General features: G+C 34.9%; 25 protein-coding genes, 1 tRNA gene and 1 CRISPR repeat array. Of the genes, 20 read left to right on the forward strand and 6 right to left on the reverse strand.

All coding sequences use genetic code 11. The features are described from left to right. Window positions 1-122 precede the first annotated feature (122 nt). From ACZ42F_RS03565 to ACZ42F_RS03590, 6 genes are read left to right on the forward strand one after another with little or no spacing between them, the layout of a single operon-like run. Complete coding sequence (locus tag ACZ42F_RS03565; RefSeq protein WP_464279778.1) at window positions 123-1,916, forward strand: hybrid sensor histidine kinase/response regulator; 1,794 nt, start codon at window positions 123-125, stop codon at window positions 1,914-1,916. Then, window positions 1,917-2,291, forward strand: a complete 375-nt coding sequence (locus tag ACZ42F_RS03570) for a response regulator transcription factor (RefSeq protein ID WP_029967423.1) — start codon at window positions 1,917-1,919, stop codon at window positions 2,289-2,291. A 1-nt stretch (window position 2,292) separates the two neighbouring features. Beyond that, entirely contained in the window at window positions 2,293-4,284 is a 1,992-nt protein-coding gene (locus ACZ42F_RS03575; RefSeq protein ID WP_464279779.1) for a PAS domain-containing sensor histidine kinase, read from the forward strand. Next, the gene (locus ACZ42F_RS03580; RefSeq protein WP_464279780.1) at window positions 4,277-5,371 is read left to right on the forward strand and encodes an HDOD domain-containing protein; all 1,095 of its coding nucleotides are present in this window, start codon (window positions 4,277-4,279) and stop codon (window positions 5,369-5,371) included. Before ACZ42F_RS03575 ends, ACZ42F_RS03580 begins: the two co-directional genes overlap by 8 nt. Window positions 5,372-5,381: 10 nt before the next feature. Then, window positions 5,382-6,581 carry an HD domain-containing phosphohydrolase gene (locus tag ACZ42F_RS03585; RefSeq protein WP_464279781.1) on the forward strand — a complete coding sequence of 400 codons (1,200 nt, stop codon included), beginning with the start codon at window positions 5,382-5,384 and terminating at the stop codon, window positions 6,579-6,581. Window positions 6,582-6,588: 7 nt separating this feature from the next. Further along, window positions 6,589-7,800: an MFS transporter gene (locus ACZ42F_RS03590; protein ID WP_029967431.1), complete on the forward strand. Its 1,212-nt coding sequence runs from the start codon at window positions 6,589-6,591 to the stop codon at window positions 7,798-7,800. A gap of 89 nt (window positions 7,801-7,889) precedes the next feature. Here ACZ42F_RS03590 and ACZ42F_RS03595 read toward each other — a convergent pair whose 3' ends face one another. Beyond that, window positions 7,890-8,831: a helix-turn-helix transcriptional regulator gene (locus ACZ42F_RS03595; protein ID WP_029967433.1), complete on the reverse strand. Its 942-nt coding sequence runs from the start codon at window positions 8,829-8,831 to the stop codon at window positions 7,890-7,892. 198 nt (window positions 8,832-9,029) lie between these two features. Between ACZ42F_RS03595 and ACZ42F_RS03600 the strand changes: the two genes are divergently transcribed. The 11 genes from ACZ42F_RS03600 (at window position 9,030) to ACZ42F_RS03650 (ending at window position 19,046) form a co-directional block, all read left to right on the forward strand. Then, window positions 9,030-9,185 carry a hypothetical protein gene (locus tag ACZ42F_RS03600; protein ID WP_464279782.1) on the forward strand — a complete coding sequence of 52 codons (156 nt, stop codon included), beginning with the start codon at window positions 9,030-9,032 and terminating at the stop codon, window positions 9,183-9,185. Between the two features lie 180 nt (window positions 9,186-9,365). Continuing rightward, window positions 9,366-9,968 carry a type I-MYXAN CRISPR-associated protein Cas6/Cmx6 gene (cas6, locus tag ACZ42F_RS03605; RefSeq protein ID WP_029967435.1) on the forward strand — a complete coding sequence of 201 codons (603 nt, stop codon included), beginning with the start codon at window positions 9,366-9,368 and terminating at the stop codon, window positions 9,966-9,968. A 4-nt stretch (window positions 9,969-9,972) separates the two neighbouring features. Beyond that, entirely contained in the window at window positions 9,973-10,800 is an 828-nt protein-coding gene (locus tag ACZ42F_RS03610) for a CRISPR-associated endonuclease Cas3'' (protein WP_464280186.1), read from the forward strand. A gap of 46 nt (window positions 10,801-10,846) precedes the next feature. Next, window positions 10,847-12,250 (forward strand): CRISPR-associated helicase Cas3', encoded by a 1,404-nt coding sequence (gene cas3 / locus ACZ42F_RS03615; protein ID WP_464279783.1) that lies wholly within the window; start codon window positions 10,847-10,849, stop codon window positions 12,248-12,250. Next, window positions 12,247-13,854 (forward strand): type I-MYXAN CRISPR-associated protein Cmx8, encoded by a 1,608-nt coding sequence (cmx8, locus tag ACZ42F_RS03620; RefSeq protein WP_464279784.1) that lies wholly within the window; start codon window positions 12,247-12,249, stop codon window positions 13,852-13,854. The genes cas3 and cmx8 overlap by 4 nt, the downstream gene beginning before the upstream one ends. Continuing rightward, window positions 13,855-14,793, forward strand: coding sequence for a hypothetical protein (locus tag ACZ42F_RS03625; RefSeq protein WP_464279785.1), 939 nt, complete (start codon window positions 13,855-13,857; stop codon window positions 14,791-14,793). Window positions 14,794-14,795: 2 nt separating this feature from the next. Further along, entirely contained in the window at window positions 14,796-15,479 is a 684-nt protein-coding gene (cas5, locus tag ACZ42F_RS03630; RefSeq protein WP_464279786.1) for a type I-MYXAN CRISPR-associated protein Cas5/Cmx5/DevS, read from the forward strand. 11 nt (window positions 15,480-15,490) lie between these two features. After that, on the forward strand, window positions 15,491-16,222 hold the full coding sequence (gene cas4, locus ACZ42F_RS03635; RefSeq protein ID WP_464279787.1) for a CRISPR-associated protein Cas4: 732 nt from the start codon (window positions 15,491-15,493) through the stop codon (window positions 16,220-16,222). Next, on the forward strand, window positions 16,165-17,229 hold the full coding sequence (gene cas1 / locus ACZ42F_RS03640) for a type I-MYXAN CRISPR-associated endonuclease Cas1 (RefSeq protein WP_464279788.1): 1,065 nt from the start codon (window positions 16,165-16,167) through the stop codon (window positions 17,227-17,229). The genes cas4 and cas1 overlap by 58 nt, the downstream gene beginning before the upstream one ends. Window positions 17,230-17,288: 59 nt before the next feature. Further along, window positions 17,289-17,582 (forward strand): CRISPR-associated endonuclease Cas2, encoded by a 294-nt coding sequence (gene cas2, locus ACZ42F_RS03645; protein ID WP_464279789.1) that lies wholly within the window; start codon window positions 17,289-17,291, stop codon window positions 17,580-17,582. A 310-nt stretch (window positions 17,583-17,892) separates the two neighbouring features. Then, window positions 17,893-18,424: a CRISPR direct-repeat array (repeat unit 37 nt; unit sequence ACTGATTTGATCTCTGATGCCGAAAGGCGTTGAGCAC). Window positions 18,425-18,569: 145 nt separating this feature from the next. After that, the gene (locus tag ACZ42F_RS03650; protein WP_464279790.1) at window positions 18,570-19,046 is read left to right on the forward strand and encodes a chemotaxis protein CheX; all 477 of its coding nucleotides are present in this window, start codon (window positions 18,570-18,572) and stop codon (window positions 19,044-19,046) included. Between the two features lie 31 nt (window positions 19,047-19,077). Here the strand turns inward: ACZ42F_RS03650 and ACZ42F_RS03655 are convergent, their stop codons facing one another. Together ACZ42F_RS03655 and ACZ42F_RS03660 are read right to left on the reverse strand one after the other, a co-directional pair. Further along, window positions 19,078-19,773, reverse strand: coding sequence for a metal-dependent hydrolase (locus ACZ42F_RS03655; protein WP_464279791.1), 696 nt, complete (start codon window positions 19,771-19,773; stop codon window positions 19,078-19,080). Between the two features lie 3 nt (window positions 19,774-19,776). Beyond that, window positions 19,777-20,343, reverse strand: coding sequence for a UbiX family flavin prenyltransferase (locus tag ACZ42F_RS03660; protein ID WP_464280187.1), 567 nt, complete (start codon window positions 20,341-20,343; stop codon window positions 19,777-19,779). A gap of 92 nt (window positions 20,344-20,435) precedes the next feature. Here ACZ42F_RS03660 and ACZ42F_RS03665 point away from each other — a divergent pair. Next, window positions 20,436-20,512, forward strand: a tRNA-Arg gene (locus ACZ42F_RS03665). Window positions 20,513-20,517: 5 nt separating this feature from the next. Here the strand turns inward: ACZ42F_RS03665 and ACZ42F_RS03670 are convergent. From ACZ42F_RS03670 to xerD, 3 genes are read right to left on the reverse strand one after another with little or no spacing between them, the layout of a single operon-like run. Then, the gene (locus tag ACZ42F_RS03670) at window positions 20,518-22,998 is read right to left on the reverse strand and encodes a CBS domain-containing protein (protein WP_464279792.1); all 2,481 of its coding nucleotides are present in this window, start codon (window positions 22,996-22,998) and stop codon (window positions 20,518-20,520) included. Next, on the reverse strand, window positions 22,968-23,168 hold the full coding sequence (locus tag ACZ42F_RS03675; RefSeq protein ID WP_464279793.1) for a hypothetical protein: 201 nt from the start codon (window positions 23,166-23,168) through the stop codon (window positions 22,968-22,970). The genes ACZ42F_RS03670 and ACZ42F_RS03675 overlap by 31 nt, the downstream gene beginning before the upstream one ends. Further along, window positions 23,169-24,050, reverse strand: a complete 882-nt coding sequence (gene xerD, locus ACZ42F_RS03680; protein ID WP_029969413.1) for a site-specific tyrosine recombinase XerD — start codon at window positions 24,048-24,050, stop codon at window positions 23,169-23,171. A gap of 46 nt (window positions 24,051-24,096) precedes the next feature. Here xerD and folK point away from each other — a divergent pair, with 46 nt between their 5' ends. Together folK and ACZ42F_RS03690 are read left to right on the forward strand one after the other, a co-directional pair. Beyond that, window positions 24,097-24,597 carry a 2-amino-4-hydroxy-6-hydroxymethyldihydropteridine diphosphokinase gene (gene folK / locus ACZ42F_RS03685; RefSeq protein ID WP_464279794.1) on the forward strand — a complete coding sequence of 167 codons (501 nt, stop codon included), beginning with the start codon at window positions 24,097-24,099 and terminating at the stop codon, window positions 24,595-24,597. Window positions 24,598-24,632: 35 nt separating this feature from the next. After that, the gene (locus tag ACZ42F_RS03690; RefSeq protein ID WP_029969410.1) at window positions 24,633-24,896 is read left to right on the forward strand and encodes a transcriptional regulator; all 264 of its coding nucleotides are present in this window, start codon (window positions 24,633-24,635) and stop codon (window positions 24,894-24,896) included. Window positions 24,897-25,257 lie beyond the last annotated feature (361 nt).

Genomic DNA, 25,257 nt, shown 5'->3' on the forward strand with positions numbered 1-25,257 from the left:
AAAGTAAAAACAAAAAGCAAGTTTTTCCTTCTAACCTTCTTAAAATAAAGCAAAATCCTTGACTTTTTTCCCAAAAAACGGCCAGAATAGTGCGAAAACTTTGAAATTGAGGAGCAGTTTAAATGCAGATTGTTGATTTTAAGGAATTAAACGAAAATCTAACTTTTTTTCTTAAAGCCCATAAAATTATTTTTCAGGAAAATAGTCTGGATAAAGCCTGTGCGAAGTTGTGCCAGGAAATAGGGAAAAGGCCAGAATACAAACTTGTATCTCTAATATTAGTTGCAGAAAAATCTTTTTTTTATGTGTGTTCGGATAAGGAAACAGAACACAAACTTGGTTTGTGGTTTAAGGAAAACAAGGAAAAATTGGAAAAAAATGGATGTCCTATAGAAAAATATTTTCAAGACAATAATTTTCTTGAATTTACTCTTACAAATTTAATTCCTGAAATAGACTTTTTAAAAGATATATTAAATGTAGAAATTAAAAAAATATATATTTTTCCTTTAAAATTTGAAGTTGGATATTTAGAAGTTTTAAATCAAAGAATAGATAGAAAAGTTTTTTATGATTTTAGAGATAGAGACTTTATTCTGGAAAAAATAAATCAAGATCAGGAAATAAACAATTATGAAATGCTTATGCGAAGCTACAAAGGTAGAGTATTTACTGGCCTTTTATCTGTAAAAAAAGTATTTTGGGAAGGAAGTGAATACCTGCTTATTTTGATTAGGGATATTTCTGAATTTAAGGCTTTGCAAAATATGTTGGGGCAGGCTCAAAAGATGGAATCTTTGGGACTACTTGCGGGTGGCATAGCTCATGATTTTAACAATATTTTAACTATTATTTTGGGATTTGCTGAACTGGGGTTAAAGCATCTTCAGGATAGTAGTAGGGTAAAAAAATACCTGGAAAATATTTTAACCACAGGAGATAGAAGCAAAAAGTTAATTCAACAACTTCTTACCTTTAGTCGTCAAAAAATGGGTGAAGATAGATATCCTTTAGAAGTAAGTCCGGTAATAAAAGAACAGTTGAAATTACTGCGTGATACTCTTCCTTCCATTATAGACTTAAGGGAAAGTATAAGTAGCCAGGCTCTGGTGCGTACCAATCCTACAGAACTGCAGCAAATTTTGTTAAACCTGGTTACCAACGCCTATCAGGCCCTTCAAAAAACAGGAGGTATTATAGAAGTTTCTCTTGTGGATGTAAAAGCAGAACAGGGCCTTAGAGAAGAAGATTTTTATCTGCCTTCTGGAAACTATGTCTGTTTGGTAGTGGAAGATAATGGGCCAGGCATACCTTCAGAATACCTTCCTCATATTTTTGAGCCTTTTTTTACGACCAAAAAACAGGGAACAGGCATGGGCTTGGCCATTGTAGTCAGTATTGTGAAAGGTATTGGAGGATATTTTTGGGCCAATAACAAAAAAGAAGGAGGAGCTATTTTTAAAATTTATCTACCTGTTTTTGAAGAAGTTGGCACTGGGATTAAAACAGAGGAGCAGACTTCTTTTAAAAAACTTCCCAAGGAATTGCCCGGATTAAATGTTTTGCTGGTAGATGATATTAAAGAGGTTTTGGAAGTAACCACTTATTCTCTGCAAGAACTGGGCTTAACTGTTAATCCATTTCAATATCCCAGGGAAGCTCTTGATTTTTTTGAAAAAAATTATGACCAGATAGATCTGGCTATTTTAGATTTAAGCATGCCAGGGATAAACGGTAAGGAACTGGCTCTAAAGCTTAGAGGGATAAAGCCTCAATTACCCATTATTTTTCTTACTGGTTATACTGATTTACTGGATGAACAAGAAGCCAAAGAACTACAGGCTTTATTTTTACAAAAACCCATTAAGTTAGAAGAACTGGAAAAAAATATATTGTTACTCTTAGGGGGGAAGTAAATGGTTAAAATACTTTTAGTGGAAGATGATGAGCACATACGCAATTTGATTAAAGAAACCTTATCCTTTAATAACTTTATCTTTTTGGAAACAGATAAGGGAAAGGAAGCTCTGGAAATATATACCAGAGAAAAGCCAGAGGTTTTGATTGTGGATGTGAATCTGGCAGATTCTGTCTCAGGGTTAGAGGTGGTTAAAGAAATCAAAAGTAAAGCTTCAAAAAGCAAAATTCTTATTTTAAGTGGAGCTATTCCAGAGCAAGAAAAAGAAAAGTGTTATAAGGTAGGAGCTGATGCTTATTTACCCAAACCCTTTAGTCCCTTAAGCCTTATTCAAACCATGGAAGATTTTTTAAATGAATTAGCTGGAGAATAAAATGTCTTCTACTGATAAAATTTTAGAACAGCAATTGCTGGATAAATATGCTAAAGACCTGGCTAAACTTTATGCCCAGGAAAAAGAAGAGAAAAGTAAGCTTGAAAATACATTACAAGAATTAAAAGTTATATTTAAAAATATCAATGATGGATTAATTATTGTAGATAACAATTTTAATATTAAAAGAGGAAATAGTAAATTTAGGTCTTTTTTTGGATTTAAAAAAGAAGATATTTTAGGCAAAAACTTATTTTCTTTGTTAAAGAGCAAAGAGCTGGAAGCTATTTTAAAAAGTAAAATTAGCAATAAGATATTTTTAAATGAATTGGTGTTTAATAATTATCCAGATAAGATATTTAAAATAACTGTCGTACCTATATCTGAAGAATATAAATTAATCATTTTTCAAAACAATAGCCTGATTTATCGCTTTAACCAGAAGTTAAAATCCCAGGAAGAATGGTATAGAGCAATTCTAAGTAATATTCAAACTGGACTGGCTATTGTTGATTTTGAAAGTAGAAAAATTATAGAGATAAATCCAGAATTGGAAGAAATTTTATCTTTATCCAAAGAGCAAATAGTTGGTAAAGAATGTTTTCAATATCTTTGCGCAGGAGATTATTCCCTCTGTCCTTCTGGAAATACTAAAGAATTGAATTACAATCTGGTAACTAAAAATAAAGAAGGTAAAGATATTTATTTATATAAAAAAGTAAATGTTATTAAAATAGAAAATAAAAAATATGTCTTAGAATCAATAACAGATATAACTGATTTAAAGTTAATAGAAGATAAACTGGTTCAAACAAATAAAAAAATACAAACTTTGTTTGATAGTTTACCTTTTATTTTAATTGACATTGATTTAGAAGATAAAATTGTAGAATGGAATCCTATGGCTGAAATTTTTCTGGGTCTTAGAAAAGCAGATGTCCTGAACAAAAAGCTTGAAGAAATCAAACACAAGATAGAATTTAAAGAAATTTTAGATTTAAAGATAAGTTTAGGAGTAGAGCAAAAGGAGCTCAGATATAAGCGTTCTGATGGAAGAGTGGGGTTTTTGGATGTTAGAATGATAGATTTGCGGACAAGTGAAGCAACAGAAGAAGAAATGCTTTTAATTATTGCCCAGGATATTACTGAATTTAAAATTATGCAGGGTCAATTGGCCCAGGCCCAAAAACTAGAAGCTATAGGGCAGTTGGCTACAGGAATAGCGCATGAAATAAATACTCCGGCTCAATATGTAAGTGATAATCTTTATTTTTTACAGGAAAATTTTCCACAGCTTAAATCTCTATATTCAGAAATTATATCCACTCTAAAAACAATACCTAATCTAAAATTAAAAGCCCTGCTTTCTAAAATTGAAGAAGAAGATGTGGAATTTTATTTGCAAGAATTTCCTTTGGCTATAGAGCAGGCCCTGGATGGTATAAAAAGAATAACAGAGATTGTGCAGTCCATGAAACAGTTTGCTCATCCTGGAACCAGAGAAAAGGTTTATACTGATTTAAACAAGGCCATTGAAAACGCTAAAGTGGTTACCAGAAATAGCTGGAAATATGTTGCTGACCTGGAGTTAAATCTGGATCCCAATTTACCTTTAGTAAAGTGTTATCCTTCTGAAATTAATCAGGTTCTACTAAATATGATTGTAAATGCAGCTGATGCTATAAAGGAAAAAATAGGAGAAAAAGGTAAAAAGGGTGAAAAAGGTAAAATCATTATTACTACCAGGTCCTTTGGCAATAAAGTGAAAATATACATTGAGGATACAGGAACAGGCATTCCAGAAGAGTTAAGGGAAAAGATTTTTGAACCCTTTTTTACCACTAAAGCCGTGGGAAAGGGTACAGGCCAGGGGCTTAGCCTGGCCCATTCCATAATTGTGAACAAACATAAGGGGTTTATTGCTGTAGAAAGCGAGGTAGGAAAAGGGACTACTTTTATTATTGAATTGCCAGTGGATGGAGAAAATGAGTAAAAAAATTCTTTTTGTGGACGAAGAGAAAAGGGTTTTAGAAGGTCTTAAACGCACACTTTTTCCTTTGCGCAAGGAATTTATCCTGGTCTTTGAATCTGATTTTTCCAGGGCTTTAACTTTGCTCACAAAGGACAACTTTGAGGTGGTGGTTACAGAAGTAAAACCTGACCTAGCTGATGGTTTGGAGTTATTAAAGGCAGCTTATAAATATCAGCCCCAGGCCTTACGCATAGTTCTTTCTGGATATTTGGAAACAGATTTATTGTTGCAAACCTTAGGGATAGCCCATCAATTTTTAAGTAAGCCAGTAGAGGCAAAAAAGTTAAAAGAGGTTATTCAAAGAGGCCTTAGTTTAAGAAATCTCTTTGAAGATAAAAGAATTTTACAACTCCTGGGGAAAATAACCACTTTACCCACTTTGCCCAAAATTTATCAACAGTTAAACCAGGCTCTGGCTAAAAAAAATGTTTCTCCGCAAGAACTAGCTGAAATAATTATTCAGGATATGGGACTTACTACTAAAATCTTACAACTGGTAAACTCTGCCTTTTTTAGCCTGGCCAGAAAAATTACCAGGATAGAAGAAGCTATTGTTTTTCTGGGCATAAATACCATTAAATCCCTGGTGCTGGGGATAAGTGTTTTAGAAGAAGGCAATAAAATCACTCTTCCCAACTTTTCTTTAGAATACTTAAGTGGTCATTCCCTAAAGATTGCCCAGACTTTAAAAAAACTGGGGATAAAGGAAGGCCTGGAACCAGAAAGGGGAGATGAGCTTTTTTTAGCTGGTTTGATACATGATTGTGGTATTGTGATTTTGGCTCAAAACTTTCCTTCGCAATATCAGGAAGTAGCCAGGCTAATAGCAGAAGGACAGGAACTGGAGCAGGCTGAAAAAAAAGTTTTTAACCTTACTCATGCAGAAATTGGAGCTTATCTTTTAAATCTTTGGGGTATTTCTGAAGACATAGTGACCATGGTTTTTTATCATCATAAACCTTTACAGGCTTTAGATAAGATACAAGAAGTATTTTTAATCCATTTGGCTGAATTTATGGATAGCCAGAACTTATTGGAAAATTTATAAGGGAGACATTATGGAAAAGATTCTTTTTGTTGATGATGATGTAAAAATATTAGATGGATTTAGAAGAACCTTAAGAAAAAAATTTTTAGTAGAAACTGCTGCCAGTGGAATGCAAGGCCTAAAAATGCTCAATGAAAAAGGTCCTTTTGCCGTAGTAGTTTCAGATTTAAAAATGCCTCAGATGGATGGTCTGGAATTTTTATCTAGGGTAAAAACACTTTTTCCTCAAACCGTAAGGATAATGCTAACTGGGCATGGAGACCTTCAGGACGCAATTTCAGCTATAAATAGTGGAGAAGTGTTTCGTTTTTTGGTTAAGCCTGTACAACCTAAAGACCTGGAAAAATCCTTACTCGATGCTTTACAATATTATTTACTGCAACAAGGTGAGAAAGAATTATTGGAAAAAACCTTAAAAAGTACTATTGATGTTTTAGTAGAAATATTAAGTATCACCAATGAAGAAGCCCTGGGCAGGGCTTTAAGGATTAAAAGGTATGTGCGGGATACTGCTATTATTCTGGGAGAAATGGATATCTGGAAGTATGAAACAGCAGCTTTACTTTCTCAGCTTGGCTGCCTTATTTTGCCTCCAGAAGTAATTCAAAAGGTCAAAACTGGCGAAAGATTGGAAGGAGAGGAATATCAACTTTATATGCAACATCCTTTTATTGCTTCTGACCTTTTGCGCAAAATTCCCAAGATGGAAGAAATAGCCAATATTATTGCCTATCAACAAAAAAACTATGATGGAAGTGGCTTTCCTATAGATTCAGTAAAAGGCAACCAAATTCCCTTGGGTGCTAGAATTTTACGCTTTGCTTTAGACTTTGATTTACACTTTTTAAGAGAAAAGAATAAAATAAATGCTTTAAAAAAGATTTTAGAACATAAAGAAAGATATGACCCGAAAGTATTTAAGGCCTTTTTAGAAGTATTGAGTGTAGATGATGAATACAGGCTTAAAAAAGTGAAAGTAGATGAAATTATACCTTATATGGTAGTAATGGAAGATGTGTATAGTTTAAATGGCATGGTCTTACTAAAAAAAGGCCATGAGGTTAGTAAAAGTATTGCTGAAAAGATTCGTTTTTTAGACAAGACCTATGGTGTAAAACAACCCATTCAAGTTTTAATGCCGCCTAAATTTCTAATAGAAAAACGCCTGAAAGCTCAAAGTGAACAAACACCAAATAAAGAGAGTAAGTAAAATATCCTTGTTAAATTCTAATACCAGGAAATTAATCTGGAGCTGGGCTCTTTTTGATTTTGCCAATTCCAGCTATTCTGCAGTTATTGGGGCAGTTATTTTTCCTGTTTACTATTCTACCTATATTGTGGGAGAAAAGAGTTTGGGAGATTTGCTCTGGGGAAGGGCTATTTCCCTTAGTATGTTTTTGGCTGCCCTGATGTCTCCTTTTTTGGGAAGTAGTAGGGATATAACTGGATATAAAAAGAAAACTATTTTTGCACTTGTTTTCCTGGGCAGTTTGAGTGTAAGTGGTTTTGCTTTTCTAAAGCCTCTGGATATTTATTTGGGCTTTTGGTTAGTAGTTTTGGCTAATTTTTCTCTGGAAACCAGTCTGGTCATCTATAATGCCTATTTACCAGAAGTAATTCCAGTTTCTTATTGGGGAAGAGTATCTGCCTGGGGTTTTGGACTGGGATATCTTGGTTCTATTTTCAGTTTAATTATAGCTTTATATTTTTTAAACCAAAAACAGTTTTCTTTTATCTGGCTAACAGTAAGTTTATTTTGGATATTATTTTCTTTACCACTTTTATTTTCTTTTCCAGCTGATATAAAGGGTAAATTTGAGGTTAATTTATTAAAAAAAGCCTATAAAAAGACTTTTTTTACCTTAAAAGAAGTTTTTAAAAATAAAAATTTAAGATTTTTCTTTTTATCTTATTTTTTTTATTTAGATGGAGTAAATACAGTTATTATTTTTTCCAGTCTTTTTGCCTATAAGACCTTAGGATTTAATTTTAAAGAACTGGTATATCTTTATTTGCTGGTGCAATTTACTTCTTTATTAGGCTGTTTTATTTTGGCCAAACCCTTTGATAAGTTTAATTTAAAAAAAATAATAAGTTTTTTGATTTTATTTTGGTTTTGTATTTCCTTACTTACTTTTTTTACTTATGCCAAAACACTTTTTTGGGTTGTGGCTACTTTGGCTGGTCTGGGTTTAGGAAGTATCCAGGCAGGCTCAAGGGCTTTTTTTAGTGCTCTCATTCCCTCAGGGCAGGAGGGAAGTTATTTTGGTTTTTATGGTTTGGTGGGTAAATCTTCTGCCATTTTAGGCCCCTTAGGATTTGGGCTGGTTTCTTATATCTTTAAGAGCCAAAGGCCAGCTGTTCTTTGGGTTGGTTTACTTTTTTTATTGGGGTATTTATTTTTCAAGCAAATAGACTCTAGAATTTAGAGTTTCCTTAGTAAAAATTGGATAACTACCTTATGGATAGCTAGCAGTATCAGGTGGAATTTTTCCTGATATAGTGGGTAAATAAAATTTTATCTTTTATTTTCCTCATACATTTTTGCGATCTCCTCTGCCAGGTCTTGTTTTAATGAAACTGGTTCAAGAACTTTGGCATTTGCCCCAAATTGTAGAACCTTCATTTTTATCTCTGTAAAATCAGCAACAGGAAGAGTTAAAATTACGCCATTTTCAGTTGTTTCAAGAATTTGATCTCTATGCCATTTTTGTTTTTTGATTATATTTGCTGCCTTGCCTTTAAACAAAATTTTCACCTGTGCGATCTGTTCTCCCTTAAAAATTCCAAAAGGTGAATCTAGAATTTTTTCAGGATCAACGCCCAGTTCTTTTGCTGATTTGCTTCTACTGCCCAGCAACTTTGCTTTTTGAATACGCGCTACAAGGAATGTGCGGAGTTCTTGCCTTAAATGGCAGTAAGCAAGTATATACCAGCTGCTTTGATAATTAATAAGGCGTATAGGATCAATAGTGCGGGTAGATGATTGTCCGTCTGGCTTGTTGTAATCAATTTGTAACTGTCGCTGGAGGTGAAAAGCCTCAATAATGGTTTTCAGAATTTCCGGCTCTACATTTTGTACTTCTATTCTTTCACACCAGAGGCAATCAAGAATCTTCTTATAATCAGTAGATAAGAGTTTTGCCAGTTCTTGTTTTAAGATTTCAATTTCTTTTAGACCTGATAGTCCTGATTCTTCTGCAAGCCTATGTACCATAGCCAGGAAAAAAATAATCTGAGGGCTATTTTCAAAGGGCAAAGAAAACTCTTCTTTATAAAAATAACCATTTTGATTACGATTGAAATCTAAAGGAGCGAGTAGTCTATCGCGCAAATATTCAATGTCCCGGCGGGCAGTAATTTTTGAGACTTCAAACTTAGCTGCCAGGTCTGTAGCATTTGGAAAAAGCCCCGCTTTTATCTGCTTGTGAAAATAATAAATCCTTTCCAGTTTACTCATTGGACTTTACCTACAATTTCTTCTTATTTTTTCTTTTTTATTTTTCCCAAAAAACAGAGGGTAATCATTATATGATAAGGGCTAAGTGTTAGATAGCAGGGAAAATTTATCAGCGTCAAGAAATAGAATAATAGTACTCAAGGCTTACGCGTCAAAAAAATCAGGAAGATAAGAAGGTAAAAATCTAGGAGGCGTGTTATGCAATTTGAAATTTTTATCCCAGGATTTAAGCGATTTGTGTTCCAGGCAACAAACTCAGGTCTTCTGGATATGATTTTAGAAGAACAAGCAAAAGAAAAAGTGCCTGAAGAAATTGCCACTACTGGTATTTGTTTTAATTTTAAAGTTTATTGACATTTATTTTGTTTATATATTAAACTAACTGTATTTTATTAAATATATAGAGTTTTTTTCTATCTTAGCAGGCTTTGAGTAGAGAAGATATATAAACATTAATTTTTATAAGGGTATATCTAGCCAAAATTTTGTTGCTGTATGTTTTTGCAGAGGCATCAAAAAATAGGGAGATGAAGAATGAATCAAGAACACATAATTAATCTTTGTTACAAAGTGAAAGGAGACACCTTGCCAGTTGATCATGGTTTTGCTTTATTTAGTAGTATAAGTAAAATCTTGCCTCATTTTCATTCAGAATCACGTGTTGGCTTAAGGCTTATTAGAGGTCGATATGTGGGCAATGGTCTTCTTTCCATTAAACCTGTAGCGGAATTAATATTCAGAATGCCAGGGTTACTTATCCCAGAATATTTATCATTGTCAGGAAAAAATCTGGATATTTCAGGACATAAAGTAATTGTTGGTGTTCCTACGACTCACCATCTCATCCCTGCAACGGTGCTTTATGCCCATCTGGTGACAACAAAAAATGGCCATAATGAGGAACGATTTAAGCAGGAAATCACCAGGCAATTGCACCAGCTTAAGATAAAAGGAAAATTTACCTTGGGTAAAAGACGTACTTTTAAGGTACATGGGAAACAGGTGGTGGGATATTCTTTGCTTGTTTCCGAATTAACTGCTGAAGAGTCCATTGTCTTGCAGGAACACGGGCTTGGAGGAAGACGTAAAATGGGATGTGGTTTTTTTGAACCCTGGAGGCCAAAGGATGGAATTTAAATATATGCTGGCTAAAGCCTGCCCTGATCCTGACAATCCACCTGGACAGGCCACACTTTTAGGACATACAAAGGCAGTGGTGGATGTTTTTATAAACCTTTTTGGAACTGCCAGTGCTCCTACCAGGCTGGCAAAGAGGTGGTTAAAGTTTTTCCGTCTTAATATAAAAGATTATCCTGTTTTTTTTGTAAATACTTTAATAGCATGTATTTTACATGATCTTGGCAAAGCAAATAGCGGATTTCAAAAAATGATTCGCAGACAAGGTGAACAGAAAATACGCCATGAACAATTAAGTGCAATGTTTTTATTATGTCCGAAAATAAAGGGCTGGATTGAAAACATAACAGATGCGGATTTTGACCTTATAATTAGTGCTGTAGCCTGCCATCATTTAAAGCTGGAGCCAGGTAACAAAAATTTACTCAATGGACAAAAAGGGCAGAGATTTATAGTCTTTCGTATCTATATTAAACAAATTTTAGAAATTATAAATTCTTTATGTAAATATATAAATTTTCCTTGTATAGTCAGCCTGTCATTGCCTGAAATTTGTGATTTAGATAATACGGAATATGAGTATAAAGAACAGTTAGAAAAAATTTTTAATGGGATAAATCGCAGATGTAAAAATAATAAAATATTTCAAAAAATTTTATTAGCTGTAAAAACAGCTTTGATTGTGGCTGACAGTGCTGGATCTGGACTTAGCAGGGAAAATAAAGATTTGTTCTCCTGGTTGAAAATGGCCTTTGATGAGGATGAATTGCTTACAGACCAAACCATCACTGCAAAAATAATAACTCCAAGAAAAAGAGATAGAAGCAAATAGTAAAAAGCCATTTCAATGGCAAGACTTTCAGCTTCTTGCTGATAAATTGCCACAAAGGGCAGTTCTTGTTTCAGCCTGTGGCAGTGGTAAGACTCTGGCTGCGTGGAGATGGATAAGGGCGCAGTTAAGGAAGAAACCCACTGCCAGAGTGATGTTTTTGTACCCCACCAGAGCAACAGCCAGTGAGGGTTTTAGAGACTATGTGTCCTGGGCGCCTGAAGGAATTCTGCTTCACTCTTCTGCTCCTTTTGACCTGCAAAACATGTTTGAGGATTTTGATGAACGTTCTCACGTTGATTTTGAAGTAGAAGATAGATTATTTGCCCTTGCTTACTGGCAGAGGCGTATTTTTAGTGCAACCATTCATCAATTTTTAGGAGTGATGCAATATTCATATCGTTCTGTATGCCTTTTGCCTTTGTTGGTAGATAGTATAGTGGTTATAGATGAAGTTCACAGCCTGGATAGTGCTTTGTTTTCAGCTTTAAAAAAATTTTTAGAGGAATTTGATCTACCAGTATTGTGCATGAGTGCCACCCTAACACCATTTAGACAAGAGAAATTAGAGGAGTGTGGCCTTAAAATTTTTCCTGATGATCCTGAAAAGTTGAAGGACCTATACCAAAAGATAAAGATCCCCCGTTATCAGGCAAACCTCATTGAAGATACAGAAAAAGCAAAAGATATAGCCTTGGATGCTCTGGAACAGGGCAAAAAAGTGCTCTGGGTGGTCAATACTGTAGATCGCTGCCAGCAATTGGCTCAAGAACTAAATAGTTATAAAGATGTCTTGTGTTATCATAGCCGCTTTAAACTGGAAGACAGACTTAAAATTCACCAAAAAGTAATTGAAAATTTTAAAAAGGATAAACCAGTGCTGGCTATAACCACGCAGGTGTGTGAAATGAGTCTTGATCTAGATGCCCATGTTTTAATTACTGAAACCGCACCTATTACCAGCCTCATCCAGAGAATGGGAAGATGTAATCGACATTTAAAATATGAGTGTGGTGAGGTTTATTTATATTTTCCAGAAGATAATACACCTTATAAAGACGGTGAACTGCAAGGAGTAGAAAAATTTGTATATAAAATAAATCAGAAAAAACTAAGTCAACTTGAATTAGAAGGCCTGCTGGAAGATCTGACTGCCAATATGATAGAAATAGAAAAATACAATGCTTTTTTTGGGAATGGCCCCTGGGCTTTAACACGAGACATTGCAGATTATAACAACCAATGTGTCCAGGCCATACTGGATAGTGATATTGAAAGGTTTTTTGATTTGAAAAATAAAAAAGAACCTTTTGATGGTCTTATTGTTCCTGTACCCAGAAAAGTGCCTGTAAGGCAAGTTTCTAAAATAGGTAGATTCCCTTTAATAGTTTCTTCAGATTACTATTGTGAACAATTTGGTTTAGCAAAAACACCCTGGGAGATGATTATATGAAGAAACAAGATAAAATTACTTTAAGCTATAATTTATTTGATTTGCCCACTGCCCAGCATAAGGCAGGCCTGGCAGGATTGCTGGTACTGATTGAATCTCTGAAAAGGAGAAATGTATCTCCCTTACCAGAAGTGGAAGAAATGACTCCATCGCGGGTGGTTATTTCTTTTACTAAAGAGAGTATACAGGTGTTGTTTGATGATTTGTATGATGCTGAATTTGTAGAGGTAAAATCAAAAAGTAAATGGAAAGATAAAAAGCCAAAAGGAACTTTTTTTACTACCTTTTATCCAGATGGTTGTGAGAATTGGTTAACCTTATGGAGACAGATGCTCTGGAATGTCTTGCGGGCCCAGCCAAAAACTCATGGAGTTTATGAAGAAAGGGCAGAAGGAAAACCTTCTTCTGAAGCTTCAAAGGTTTGGGACTCTTTAAACAAAGCCATAAAGGCCAAAAAACAGAAAGAGGAAAGTTTTGCTGGCTCTGTATTTATTGGCGCACAGGATAAGAATGCAGAGCTGGTGCCCTTTAAGGGACTTCCCCAGGAAAATTTTTTGCTTCACTTCTGGTATATTGTCAGCCTTGTTTTTGAAGTGCGATTTGTGGAAATCAAAAGAAACCAGGAAAGAAAAACAGAGATTAAGTGGAAAACTCCTGCTTATGCTATAGTCATTCCTGAACCTGCTAATAATTGTGCTTTTAAAGAAGATGTAATTGAGATGCTCTCCAATTTACCAGTTGAAGGAGAAAGTTATACACCAGCCTCAGGAAAGGTTAATCTTTTTGAAGAAGGAGCCTTAGAATACTTGCATTTTCTTGTGGTTAATAAAAGTCGTAAAATGGGTGGGTTCTTTGACTCTATTTCTGGCCTGGAAGTTTATCATGTGCAGAAGCAGGGCAACAATGTGCGTATGCTGGAAGCATCAAAAATAATTCCTGAGAGAAGAATTTTTGAAAAATATGAACGCATGCGACAGGCAAATATGAATCCTATTTTTAAAAGGTTTTATTTACAAAATATTCTTACCCAAAACCCGTGGTATTCAGGGAGCGAAAAATATATCAATATATTTCCTGCTGAAATATTTATCTGGAAAACTGGAAAAACTCCAGAACGAACAGCTTTTAAATTTTTTGGCCATGATTGTAAAAAAATGTTTGAACAAATAATAGAATCTTTAACAATAAAGGAGGTCAAAGAGGTGAATGAAGAAAGTAAAGAAATGTTTCTGGCAAAAATTATTTATAAGATGGTCAAGCATTATATTTTGCTTAAGGCATTAAACAAATCTGGATTATCCACTATAACTGATGAAAAAGGCCAGGCCATTTATCCTTTTGAAAATAAAGAATACAGGGAAGCCATTGAAAAGGTAAGTATGGATGCTTTTTTGGCTATGCGGGGGCGAAAGGAAGAGGATTTTGTGGAATATTTTACTGGCACTATTTGTTCTGTACCTCAATTTTTGCCTCAAGAAGAATACCTTCTCCTTTCTGAGGCCCTGGTGCAGGGCGGGTGGGAAAAGGTCAAATCCTTATCCCTGCTGGCAATTTCTGCTGCATCTTATCTGGCTAAAAATATTCAACACAAGGAGGACGAATAAATGAACATTTTTGGAACAGTATTAACCTATGCTGCCCCAAGTGCAAACTATCGGGGCGAGTCTGCTGAAAATAGAAGCGTACTTCAAAAAATAACCCTGGGCAGGTTTGAATATCCTGTTATTTCTCCAGAAGCTATGAGAAACGCTTTAAGAGACACTTTAAGAGAGCTTGGGCTTCCCTGTAATCGAGAGAGATTAAACGATGAAGAACAACTGGCAGTGAAATTTCAGGATTATCCTGATCCAGACAGATTTGCAGATGATTTTTTTATGGGCTGGCTTATTGCTGCTGGAAGCAATGATAGGAAAAAAATTTTAAAAGAATTAGAAGAAAGAGGGCGTGATCCAGAAAAATTTACTTTTAAAAGAGATTCTCTTTTACGGATGAATCTGGCTGTAGCTTTAGAGCCATATCGTTATGATTCTATTTTTACCCAGTCTCCCCAGGATGTAACTCCAAAAGAAATAAAGTCCTGTAAAAATGCAGAGAATTCTCAGCTTCTTCATCGGGAAGTAACCTATACTCCTTTTCAATATCCTTTTGCCCTCAATTTAAATGAGTGTAAACAGAAAATAGATTGGACAAAAACCTTGCTTAAGGCCATTGGCCAATTAAATGGTGTTGCTGGCAATCATGCCCGTAGTTATTTTGAAATGGCGCCTGCCAGTATAGTTATTCGCTTAACCAAGTTGCTTGTAGCTGGTTATTCCACTTATGGCTTTAAGATTAAAGATGATAAACATCTTTTCCCAGAGGTCATAGATGGAATTTTACATGATGATTATCCTGGTTCTGAATTTTATATTGGGGGCAAAATTGTCAAAGATATGGATGAGACACAAGTAAATCAGCTCAAAGAAAAAGGAGCCACCCTTGAAAGAAATCCTCAAAGGTTGATTGATATTGTTGCGGAAAAGATGTTCGCAGCAGGAGAATAGACATGCTTATCTTATATTTACAGGCTCCCTTTGCCACATTTCGCACTTTTACTGCTGGAAGTTTTAGGCCAACTGCCAGATTTATCACTCCCTCTGCTGCTTATGGATTACTCTTAAATATAGCTGGTATTGAAATGCGTTACGATGATGGCAAATCTGTAATGACGAAAATTGATTCTGGATTGCCTGAATGTTCTCTTGCTCTGGCAGCTCTGGAATTTCCCGGAATCCATAGTTTATATCAACAAATTCATAATTATCCTGTAGGTAGTAGCGGTAAAGAGCGAAAAGATATGGCTAAGGGGAGTAAATACAATATTTTTCCTGCCAGGCGTGCTTTTTTGTCAGGTATTAAGGCTTTTATAGCTTTAAAAGGTAATGATGAGTTGGAGGAAAAAGTAAGAAAAGGGCTAGCAGGAAAAACAGAAAGAAAGTATGGCCTGCCTTTTTTAGGAGACAATAACTTTTTAATAGACAAGCTGGAAATAATCACTGAACCAAAACCTGCTCACTGGTACATTCCTTTAAAGGAAGATGATGAAGTTGAGTATAATGAACAGATTGATAGACTAACTATCACCATTGATCGGTCTGAAATGAGTAAAACCAGATCAGCTCTGTTTGTGCCAACAAAAAGGCCAGTAAAAGACATACCACCAAAGGCATGGGTAACAGTCAAATATTAAAGTAAATTGTTATGTCCAGCACCATAGAAGACAAAAGCGTTTTCCAATCTTACTTTCTGGCAGAAAAAACAACAGATGAGCCGCTCATTCGAGTGATGGCTTTACATGCTCTGACCTATTGTGAGCGGCTCTTTTATATGGAAGAAGTGGAAGAAATAAGAGTTGCAAATGCCAATGTCTATGCTGGTCGCAGACTGCATGAAGAATTAGAGAAAGGATGTAAAAAATATACGTTAGAGCTTGCCAGTCAGGAGTTAGGTATTCGTGGCAAAGTTGACTATGTACGCACAGATGCCGGGGAACTTATCATTTATGAGCATAAGAAAGGTCATTCAAACAAAGGCAATCAAGCCTGGCCCAGTGATCACATCCAGGCAATTGCTTATGGCCTTCTTGTTTCTGAACACTTTAATCGTCCGGTAAAAGAGTTGCGTATTCGTTATCACGCAGATAACAAAACTATTATTATTCCTTTTGATCTGGCTAAGGCAAAAGAAGAAGTTTTAAAAGCAGTAAAAAGAGCCAGGGAACTACGTTCATCAGTTCAAAGACCTCCTGTTAATGTGTCTGAAAAGCTCTGTCGCACCTGTTCCCTTGCGCCAGTATGTTTGCCAGAGGAAGAGCGTTTTGCAGCAGAAGAAAAAGAAAAGCCATTGCGTTTATTTCCTGCTGAGGATGAAAAAGAGTGGTTCATCTCCTTGAACAGGGAACTACGATTCATAAGGATGGATATCAGTTTATAATTAGTTTACCTGATGGAAATAAGAAATCTATTCCAGGGTCAAACGTTGCTTCTTTTGTTTTACACGGCAATATTCAAATATCCACTCAAGCCATTCATTTTTGCGCTGCAAATGATATAGGTGTACATTGGCTTTCTTATGGAGGTCATTATGTAGGGGCGTTGCAAAAAGGTGCTGGATATGTGCAACGCCGTCATCGACAATATGAAGCATTTCGCGATCCATTTTTTAAAATTTTGCTTGTATCTAGACTTTGCAGGGCCAAAGTAGAAAATCAGTTAAAATATATCCTCCGAGCAACAAGGTCAAAGCGTTCAAATGAAACACAAGGCCAGGAAGAATTGCAGGCAAATATAAATAGAATTCGCTATGAAATAAAATCCCTGGCTAAAATAGAAGAATCCTTAAGTAAAATTAATAATGTAGACCTTATTCAATATGACAGGTTAATTAAAGAGATGCGTGGGCATGAGGGCAGGGCGGGGAAAGAATATTTCAATGCCCTGTCCTGTATATTAAATTTGAAAGAAGAAGGTTTTTTATATTTTGCTGGCCGTAATCGACGTCCGCCTAAAGATCCTTTTAATGCCCTGCTGTCTTTTGGTTATGCCTTGCTTTATAAAGATTGTGTAGCTGCTATTCAGGCTGTAGGGCTTGATCCCTGTTTTGGATTTTTTCATACTCCACGTTCTTCTGCCTATCCTTTGGCTCTGGATTTAATGGAATTATTTAGAGTAATCTTATGGGACATGCCACTTGTAGCTTCTGTCAACCGCAAGCAGTGGCGTAAAGAGGATTTTGAAATTACAAGTAAGCAGGTCTGGTTAAACAAAGAAGGTCGGAGAAAGGTTATTTCTTTGTATGAAAATCGCAAAAGGGAAAAATGGAAGCATCCAGTTTTAAAGTATTCTTTAAGTTACTCCCGCACAATAGAGCTTGAAGTAAGGCTGTTGGAAAAGGAGTGGACTGGTCAAGCAGGTTTATTTGCCCGTTTACGAGTGCGTTAACACAGAAGATTTTGTTTTATTTTAAACCTTACAACAGAAAAGTTAAATGGAGATAAAAAGTGAGTACAGATAAGCATTGGCATCTGGTTTGTTATGATATTAGGGATCAGAAACGATGGGCAAAGGTTTTTAAAATTCTCAAAGGATTTGGTGAACATTTACAATATTCTATTTTTCGGGTGCGAATGAATAAAACCCAGCTGGAAAAATTGCGCTGGCAACTATCTGAAATACTTAATGAAGAGGATGATTTAATGATTGTACGTCTGTGTCCTGCCTGTGCTAAAAGAGTTATTGACAGTAGGGAGGAGGAAAAATGGAAAGAACCAGCCCCAAATTTTGAAATTTTTTAAATAAATCAGGTGATATTTTATTGAGAATATATTGTTTGTTATTCTGTGATATAAAAACATTGAACATAAGGTGTTCAAGTAATTAAGAGATTGACTTTTGTAAAGTAAGGAATTTCCAGATTTAGTTAATATATTTATATGGTTATAAGTAAATACGCTTTTTAGAGGTGCTTGAAAAGCAAAAGTAATTGATATTATTTAATTTGGTTAATCTATGGTGGCGGGAGGTATTGAGTAGTTGAAAAGCGTTAAGCAGGTACTTGAAAAGTATTTTTTGAATATAAGGAAATACAACTGCTAAAACAGATAGACTGATTTGATCTCTGATGCCGAAAGGCGTTGAGCACTTAGAGGGTGTAAATCTTATAAAATAAATGGCCACTGATTTGATCTCTGATGCCGAAAGGCGTTGAGCACTAAGTCAGTAATAGATATATCTCGATTGTTATCTACTGATTTGATCTCTGATGCCGAAAGGCGTTGAGCACACTTTAATAAAATAAAAAACTAAAAGGAGGGAAAACTGATTTGATCTCTGATGCCGAAAGGCGTTGAGCACTTTTTATATGTTTTAATATTTTAAGGGACGATAACTCTGATTTGATCTCTGATGCCGAAAGGCGTTGAGCACGTCATTTTCGGTATTTCTACATTTTTATAATCTTCCTGATTTGATCTCTGATGCCGAAAGGCGTTGAGCACGCGGGACTTCGGGGGTTCTGCCGCCGGGTTGCGCCTGATTTGATCTCTGATGCCGAAAGGCGTTGAGCACATAGGTCTAGGTCAAAAAAACCATTTTTACCTGGCTGATTTGATCTCTGATGCCGAAAGGCGTTGAGCATCCGAAACTTTTTATACCCAATTGGACCATTTGAAATTCTAAATTTCTAGTTAAAATAAATAAATTGCCCTCCCAAAAATAAACTAGATTTTTGACCTCCTTTTTATTATGAGAGTCTGGTCTTAGCAGTAAATAGGGAGTTAAGTATGGAAGAGAAAATCAAACAGGTAGTTAAAAAGGTAGTAGACGCAGTAAGTAATGTCTTTTCTACCATGGCTATGGTAGAAGTTAAGCCTGGAAAACCCTATGTAAAAAAGGATACTACTTCTTCCGGGGACGTGAGTGGAATAATTGGTTTTTCCAGCCCAGATGGTAAGTCCAAGGGAAGTATGTCTGTAACTTTTACTGAGCAGAGTGTTTTAGGTATTGTTAGTCAGATGCTGGGAGAAGAATTTTCCACTATAAGCAAGGATGTAGTAGATGCAGTAGGAGAGTTTACCAACATGATTTCTGGCCAGGCCAGAAGGGGAATGGATGAAATAGGTATGACCTTTGAAGCAGGCATTCCTTCTGTGGTGACTGGAAAAAATCATTCCATTAGCCATGTTTCCAGTAAGGCTATTTTGGTCATACCCTTTGAAAGTGCTTTTGGTCCAGTAATTGTAGAAATTTGTTTTGCTTAAAAAAAGCCCCTTTTAAAAGGGGCTTTTACTTTTAATCTAAAATTACTTCTTCTTCTATTTTGGCCTCTACTAAAGCAGTAGAGGGAGCATATTCATTTAAAAATCGCTTAAAATTATCAATATTTTGCTCCAGTACAGGAAAAGAGCCCCAGTGCATAGGAATTACTTTTTTACACTTAAGTAATTTACAGGCATAGGCAGCTTGTTTGGGGTCCATGGTAAAAACTCCTCCTATGGGAAGTAAGGCCAGGTCCAAAGAATAGAGCTCTCCCCACACTTCCATGGAGTTAAAAATACCAGTGTCACCTGCATGATAAAGGGTGTAACCATTTTCTAAGCTTAAAATAAAGCCTACAGGTAAAGTATTGCTTCCAGAATGAAAGGCTTGAGTCATAGTAATTTTTATCCCTTTAAACTCTACTGTACCTCCAATATTAAAACCTATGCCATTTAAAATTTGTTCTGGTTTTACTCCCTTTTGTTGACATTTTTCAGCTACTTCTACAATAGCTCCTAAAGAAGCGTTAAAGTGTTTACAGATTTCCACTGCCTGCCCCAAATGGTCTGCATGGTCGTGCGTAACCAAGACCAAATCTACCTTTTTTAAATCTTTAAAACTGATTTTAGCACTGGGATTACCGTCAAACCAGGGGTCAATTAAAATGTTTAAGTTAGGGGTTATAATTTCAAAATTTGCGTGTCCATGCCAGATAAGTTTATTGCTCATACCTTAAACCTCCTTTTTAGTTTCTCCCCACGGAAGAAAAAGTTTATGTTCTATTCCCAATTGATCCAGAATTCTTCCTACAATTTGGTTGATTAAATCCTCTAAGTGTTGGGGTTGATGATAAAAGCCAGGGCAGGGTGGTAAAATGATTGCTCCAGCCCTTTTTAATTTCAACATATTTTCTAAGTGAATGGTATTTAAAGGCGTTTCCCTGGGGACCAGAATCAGGGTGCGCTTTTCTTTTAAACATACATCCGCAGCCCTATGAATAAGGTTGTGCCCAACTCCATTAGCAATGGCTCCCAAGGTAGCCATGGTGCAAGGGACAACAACCAATCCTGCGTGCTTCCAGGACCCGCTAGCCATGGGAGCAGTAAATTCCTTTTCTCCATAAATGTTTAAAGAAGAGGGAAGTCTCTCTGACCAATTAGGGACCTCTAAATCCAGGACCTGTTTTCCCACTTCAGAGATAATAGCATGCACTTCTATTTCCTTATCTCTTAGGAAAAGTTCTTCCAGGAGTCTGATACCATAAATAACCCCACTGGCTCCAGTGATAGCAACAATAATTCTTTTTTCAGCATGTTTATTAGCCTAAGGGATTCTTTAAACCTTGTCAAGAGCTTTTCTTAAGTCCATAGAAAACTGTCTTTGGGTTGGGTGGGCAATTAGCTCAGGTGGATAGAGCGTCAGCCTCCGGAGCTGAAGGCCGCAGGTTCAAATCCTGCATTGCCCACCATTTTTTTACTTCCAGGTAGCTATAATTTCTTTAGCCAATTTTAATTGACTTTCTCTATCTTTGGCTTTGCCTTCAAGAAAAGCCTTTTTAATCTTTTGAAAAATAAAATTAAATTTAGGTCCTGGTTTTAAACCAAGATTTATTAAGTCTTTTCCTGAGATAAAAAGTTTTAGTTTTCTATATTGGGAAATATATAAGGAGATGTTTTCTCTTATCTTTTCATCTTTTAAGATAGCTAATAGATAAATTATACCTTCCAAAGGAATATCTTCTAATAAAAAATAAATTTCACTTATTTTTAAAAACTTTTCTCTACTTCTAATTATATTTATATAGGAATTTTTTGATTTTTCTCTTATTTCAAAAAATACCCTGGTTTCTTTTTTAGATAATTTTAATCTATTTATAACCAATTTACAATCTTCATAATTTAGATCTGACAATAAAGCTAAAAGATATAATATATCTTTTCTAACCTTTTCTTTTAAATAGAGTAGAGTGTACCAGTGTAGCACCTTTTCTATCTCTTCAATTATTTTTATATTTTTTAGGTTTAAATCCAATTTAGGATGAATAGCAGTAAGTATCTCTAACTCCTTTAATCTTTTTAAACATTGAACTACTTTTTCTTCTTGAAAAATAAGTTTTAATTCGTGTAAGATTCTAGTCCCTGATAACTTATCAAATATTTTTATTTTTAAGGCACTTTTTATTAATTTTTCTGTTTGTTTACCTATTCTAAAGTTGAATCTTTGCTCAAAGCGAATAGCCCTTAAAATTCTGGTAGGGTCTTCAACAAAACTTAAAGAATGGATAACTCGAATAGTTTTTTCCTTTAAATCTCTTTGTCCTCCAAAAAAATCAATGAGCTTTCCAAAATTTTCTGGATTAAGATGAATGGCCAGGGTATTGATGGTAAAGTCTCTTCTAAAGAGGTCCATTTTTAAAGAAGAAAGTTCTACAATGGGCAGGGCAGCAGGATATTCATAATATTCCAGCCTGGCCGTAGCTACATCTATTTTCTGTTCATTATTTAAAATAATGACAGCAGTTTTAAACTTTTTATGGCTTCTAACCCTTCCTCCAATAATCTGGGCAAAATGCTGGGCAAAAGCTATTCCATCTCCTTCCACCACAAAATCTAAATCTTTTACAGGAACATTTAATAAAAGGTCTCTAACCACACCTCCTACTAGATATACCTGGAAGTTGAGTTGCTTGGCCACCTTGCCAGCTAGCATTACCAATTCTAAACTCTTTTTATCCAGCTTTTCTTTTAACAGTCGCTGGATATTTTTTTCTTTGGGATGGTTATTTAAAAGGTTTTCCGGAAGTTTTAAGGGCTCTTGTACCAGAAAGTTGATTAAATCTGTTCTAGTAAAAACCCCAACAACTTCTTTATTTTTATCTACCACAGGAACTAATCTCTGTCTTTGGCGTAAAATAATGTCTATAACTGTGTATAAAGAGGTTTCCTTATCTACACAAGATATATCTTTTTGCATATAGTCTTCTAAATTTAACTCTCCCAATCCATGTAAAATTGCCTTTTCAGCTATCTGATGTTCAAGTATTCCTATACATTCATTTTTTTCATTAACTACAGGAATGGCTTTTAATCCCAGTTTAGTCATAAGTTCAGCAGCTTGTCTTAAATTTTTTCTGTTTTCTATAACAATAGCTGGAGAAGTCATTAATTTTTTTACTTTTAACTCGCTATTTATAATTGAAAATAAAATGGCTAAAAGTTCTTCTTTTACTTGATTTAAAGTTCTATCTTTTATTGAAGCTGAGGCTGCATAGGCATGACCTCCTCCACCAAAATAGGAGCATACTTTACCTACATTTACCTCTGGAATTCTACTTCTGGCAACTAAGTGAATTCTATCATTCATTCTTGCTATGGCAAAAACTACTTTTAGATTTTCAATTTCCATGAATTTATGAACTATAAAAGCAAAATCACCTAAATATTCATCTAAAGATATGTAAGTTATAGTTATGTCAATAGAGTTTATATTTTTAGTAAATGAGTTTTTAATAAGGGTATTTAATATCTCTATCTGAGAAGAAGTGAAATCTCTATTAATAAACTCTGCAATAACATTTAAGTCCATTCCTTTGCTTTTAAGCCAGGCAGCAGCTAAAAAGTCATGCTCTGTAGTGGAGTTAAAAGTAAAGGAGCCAGTATCTTCGTAAATGCCCAAACCCAATAAAGTAGCTTCATCTGGAGTTATGTCTATATTTTGCTTTTTCAAAATATCTATAATTATAGTGGTGGTAGAGCCCCATTTTTTATATATAATTTTATCTGCAGGCAAATCATCTTCTGTGTCTGGGTGATGGTCGTAAATGTGGATGGATATATTTTTATTTTTTAATATTTTGTGTATATGAGGAACTCTAGAGTACTGTTTGGTATCAACCAAAACAACTTTTTTTACTTTTTCAATATCTACATCATTAGCATGTTTGAAGTTATACAAATAGCTTGTAGATTCGAGAAAAAATCTTTTATGTTTTTTTCTTGACTTCCAGGAAAAATTAAAACTCCTTCGGGATAGAGTTTTTTAGCAGCCACCATAGAGGCTATGGCATCAAAATCAGCATTGGCATGGCAAGTGATTATTGTTTCAGCTACTATTTTTTTATTCACTTAACTGTTCCTTAGATGTAATTTTTCGTAAATACTTTTTATTCGGTTGGAATTTACATGGGTATAGATTTCTGTAGCTGTAATGTCAGAGTGTCCAAGTAAGATTTGCACAGTACGCAAATCAGCTCCACCTTCTAATAAATGGGTAGCAAAGGAATGTCTTAATACATGGGGAGATATGTCTTTAATTATATTAGCTTGCTGAGCATATTTTTTAATAATTTTCCAGATTCCTTGTCTGGTCAATCTCTTACCACTTCTATTTAAAAAAATGTAATCTTCTTTGGGTTTAAAGAGTTTTCGCTTTTCCTGAAGATAGGTATTTAGTAATTCTTGAGCCTTGGAATAAAGAGGGACCAATCTTTCTTTTGAGCCCTTACCAAAAATTTTTAAAATTCCCTGCATAGGATCAAAGTCAAGGGGTTTAAGGTTTATAAGCTCAGAAACCCTAAGGCCTGCAGCGTACATTATTTCTAACATGGTTTTATCTCTAAATCCAAGTAAAGTAGAGGGATTAGGGGCCTGGAGTATTTGTTGTACTTCTTTTAGAGATAGAATTTTGGGAAGTGATTTGGGAATTTTGGGATTTTCCAAAGAAGAAGTGGGGTTGTTTTTAACCACTTGTTTTTCTTCTAAAAAATTAAAAAACCCCCTTAAAGCAGATAAGTGTCTGGCTATGCTTTTACTTTTTAAACCTTTTTGCCGAAGATAAAGCAGGTATAAAAAAAGAGAATCTTCTTCTGCAAAGCCTTGCTTATTTTTTTTTAAAAAAAATAAAAAATCTTCTAAATCCAAACAATAGGAGTCCACTGTTTGTTTGGAAAGTCCCTTTACGGCCAAAAGATAGTGTAAAAATTCCTCTAAATAAGCTTTTAAGTCCATTGGAAAATCCTTGCCCTTATTGAAGTTAAGCTATAAACTAAGTTTCATGTGTGCTAGTTATGAAGCTGTGTATCTTAGTCTGGGTAGTAATTTAGGTGATTTAATCCACAACTTAAAACTTGCTCGTAATAACCTCAATTCGTTACCCTACTTAATAGAAGCTCAAACTTCTTCCATTTATTATACAGAGCCTCAAGAAAAAAAAGACCAGCCCTGGTTTGCCAATCAAATAATCAAATTTTACTCTCTTTCCAGTGTAAAGCCAATATTTTTTTTAAACCAACTTTTAGCTATAGAAAAACAGATGGGAAGAAAACGAATGGAGAGGTATGGTCCAAGGATAATTGATATTGATATTTTAATCTGGGAGGGTAAAAAAATTAACTCCCCGAAATTAACCATACCTCATCCCCAAATGCTCAAAAGGGCTTTTGTCTTAATTCCCTTAAAAGAGATAGCACCTCAACTTAAAATCAATAACCAAAGCATTCACGCCTATCTCAACAAACTAAGTTATAGGTTAATTGGAGATAAAATTTACCAATAAAAAAATTAAAGTAAAAGTTTAACTAAGGAGGAAAAATGTTTAAAATTCTTTTAACTATTGCAGCTATTTATATTTTATTCAAACTCATTAGTAATGATAGAAAAAAGAAAAAAGCCCAGGAAAAAGCAGCAGCAGGACAACCTTCGCAAATAAGTGATGAAATGGTAAAAGACCCTATTTGCGGGGCTTATGTGGCTAAAAACAGTGATATTCGGGTGAAAGTAGGGGATAGGGTTGAATGTTTTTGTAGCTATGATTGTAGAGATCAGTATTTAAAACAATTAAAGGGAAAGGAGTAATTTTTCAAACCAGCTTTTAATTTTCATATTATTTTCTTTTTTTCCGTCTTCCCAATTTTTCCTTGTATAAAAAGTAAGGGCTTAACCAGCAACAAGTTAAGCCCTGATCCTAAACTTAGCCTCTAGCTTGTTTAGAGGTGGCTTTTGTATTTTAAGGTTCGGTTTTAATTTTCTAAAATTTTCTAAAACTGAAAAGCCATCTGTTTTTCCTTTAAGTTATCTAGAGGATTGAAAAGAATCACAACATAAAAATATTTCAAAAATACTTCTTCCTTTTATTCATCAGACAAACACCCAATGAGCAAATACCCAATGAGGTCTCATGAGGCCTCACGATTTTTTCTTACTAAAAAATTTTATT

It is taken from the genome of Desulfonauticus autotrophicus (genome assembly GCF_055381725.1).

Coding starts and splice junctions, on each gene's coding strand:
- ACZ42F_RS03595 (WP_029967433.1), bottom strand. CDS start 8,831: ATGAGTAAACTGGAAAGGATTTATTATTTTCACAAGCAGATAAAAGCG.
- ACZ42F_RS03580 (WP_464279780.1), top strand. CDS start 4,277: ATGAGTAAAAAAATTCTTTTTGTGGACGAAGAGAAAAGGGTTTTAGAA.
- ACZ42F_RS03565 (WP_464279778.1), top strand. CDS start 123: ATGCAGATTGTTGATTTTAAGGAATTAAACGAAAATCTAACTTTTTTT.
- cas4 (WP_464279787.1), top strand. CDS start 15,491: ATGTCCAGCACCATAGAAGACAAAAGCGTTTTCCAATCTTACTTTCTG.
- ACZ42F_RS03610 (WP_464280186.1), top strand. CDS start 9,973: ATGCTGGCTAAAGCCTGCCCTGATCCTGACAATCCACCTGGACAGGCC.
- ACZ42F_RS03625 (WP_464279785.1), top strand. CDS start 13,855: ATGAACATTTTTGGAACAGTATTAACCTATGCTGCCCCAAGTGCAAAC.
- ACZ42F_RS03600 (WP_464279782.1), top strand. CDS start 9,030: ATGCAATTTGAAATTTTTATCCCAGGATTTAAGCGATTTGTGTTCCAG.
- ACZ42F_RS03575 (WP_464279779.1), top strand. CDS start 2,293: ATGTCTTCTACTGATAAAATTTTAGAACAGCAATTGCTGGATAAATAT.
- ACZ42F_RS03570 (WP_029967423.1), top strand. CDS start 1,917: ATGGTTAAAATACTTTTAGTGGAAGATGATGAGCACATACGCAATTTG.
- cas6 (WP_029967435.1), top strand. CDS start 9,366: ATGAATCAAGAACACATAATTAATCTTTGTTACAAAGTGAAAGGAGAC.
- ACZ42F_RS03585 (WP_464279781.1), top strand. CDS start 5,382: ATGGAAAAGATTCTTTTTGTTGATGATGATGTAAAAATATTAGATGGA.
- cmx8 (WP_464279784.1), top strand. CDS start 12,247: ATGAAGAAACAAGATAAAATTACTTTAAGCTATAATTTATTTGATTTG.
- ACZ42F_RS03690 (WP_029969410.1), top strand. CDS start 24,633: ATGTTTAAAATTCTTTTAACTATTGCAGCTATTTATATTTTATTCAAA.
- ACZ42F_RS03650 (WP_464279790.1), top strand. CDS start 18,570: ATGGAAGAGAAAATCAAACAGGTAGTTAAAAAGGTAGTAGACGCAGTA.
- cas5 (WP_464279786.1), top strand. CDS start 14,796: ATGCTTATCTTATATTTACAGGCTCCCTTTGCCACATTTCGCACTTTT.
- xerD (WP_029969413.1), bottom strand. CDS start 24,050: ATGGACTTAAAAGCTTATTTAGAGGAATTTTTACACTATCTTTTGGCC.
- ACZ42F_RS03655 (WP_464279791.1), bottom strand. CDS start 19,773: ATGAGCAATAAACTTATCTGGCATGGACACGCAAATTTTGAAATTATA.
- folK (WP_464279794.1), top strand. CDS start 24,097: ATGTGTGCTAGTTATGAAGCTGTGTATCTTAGTCTGGGTAGTAATTTA.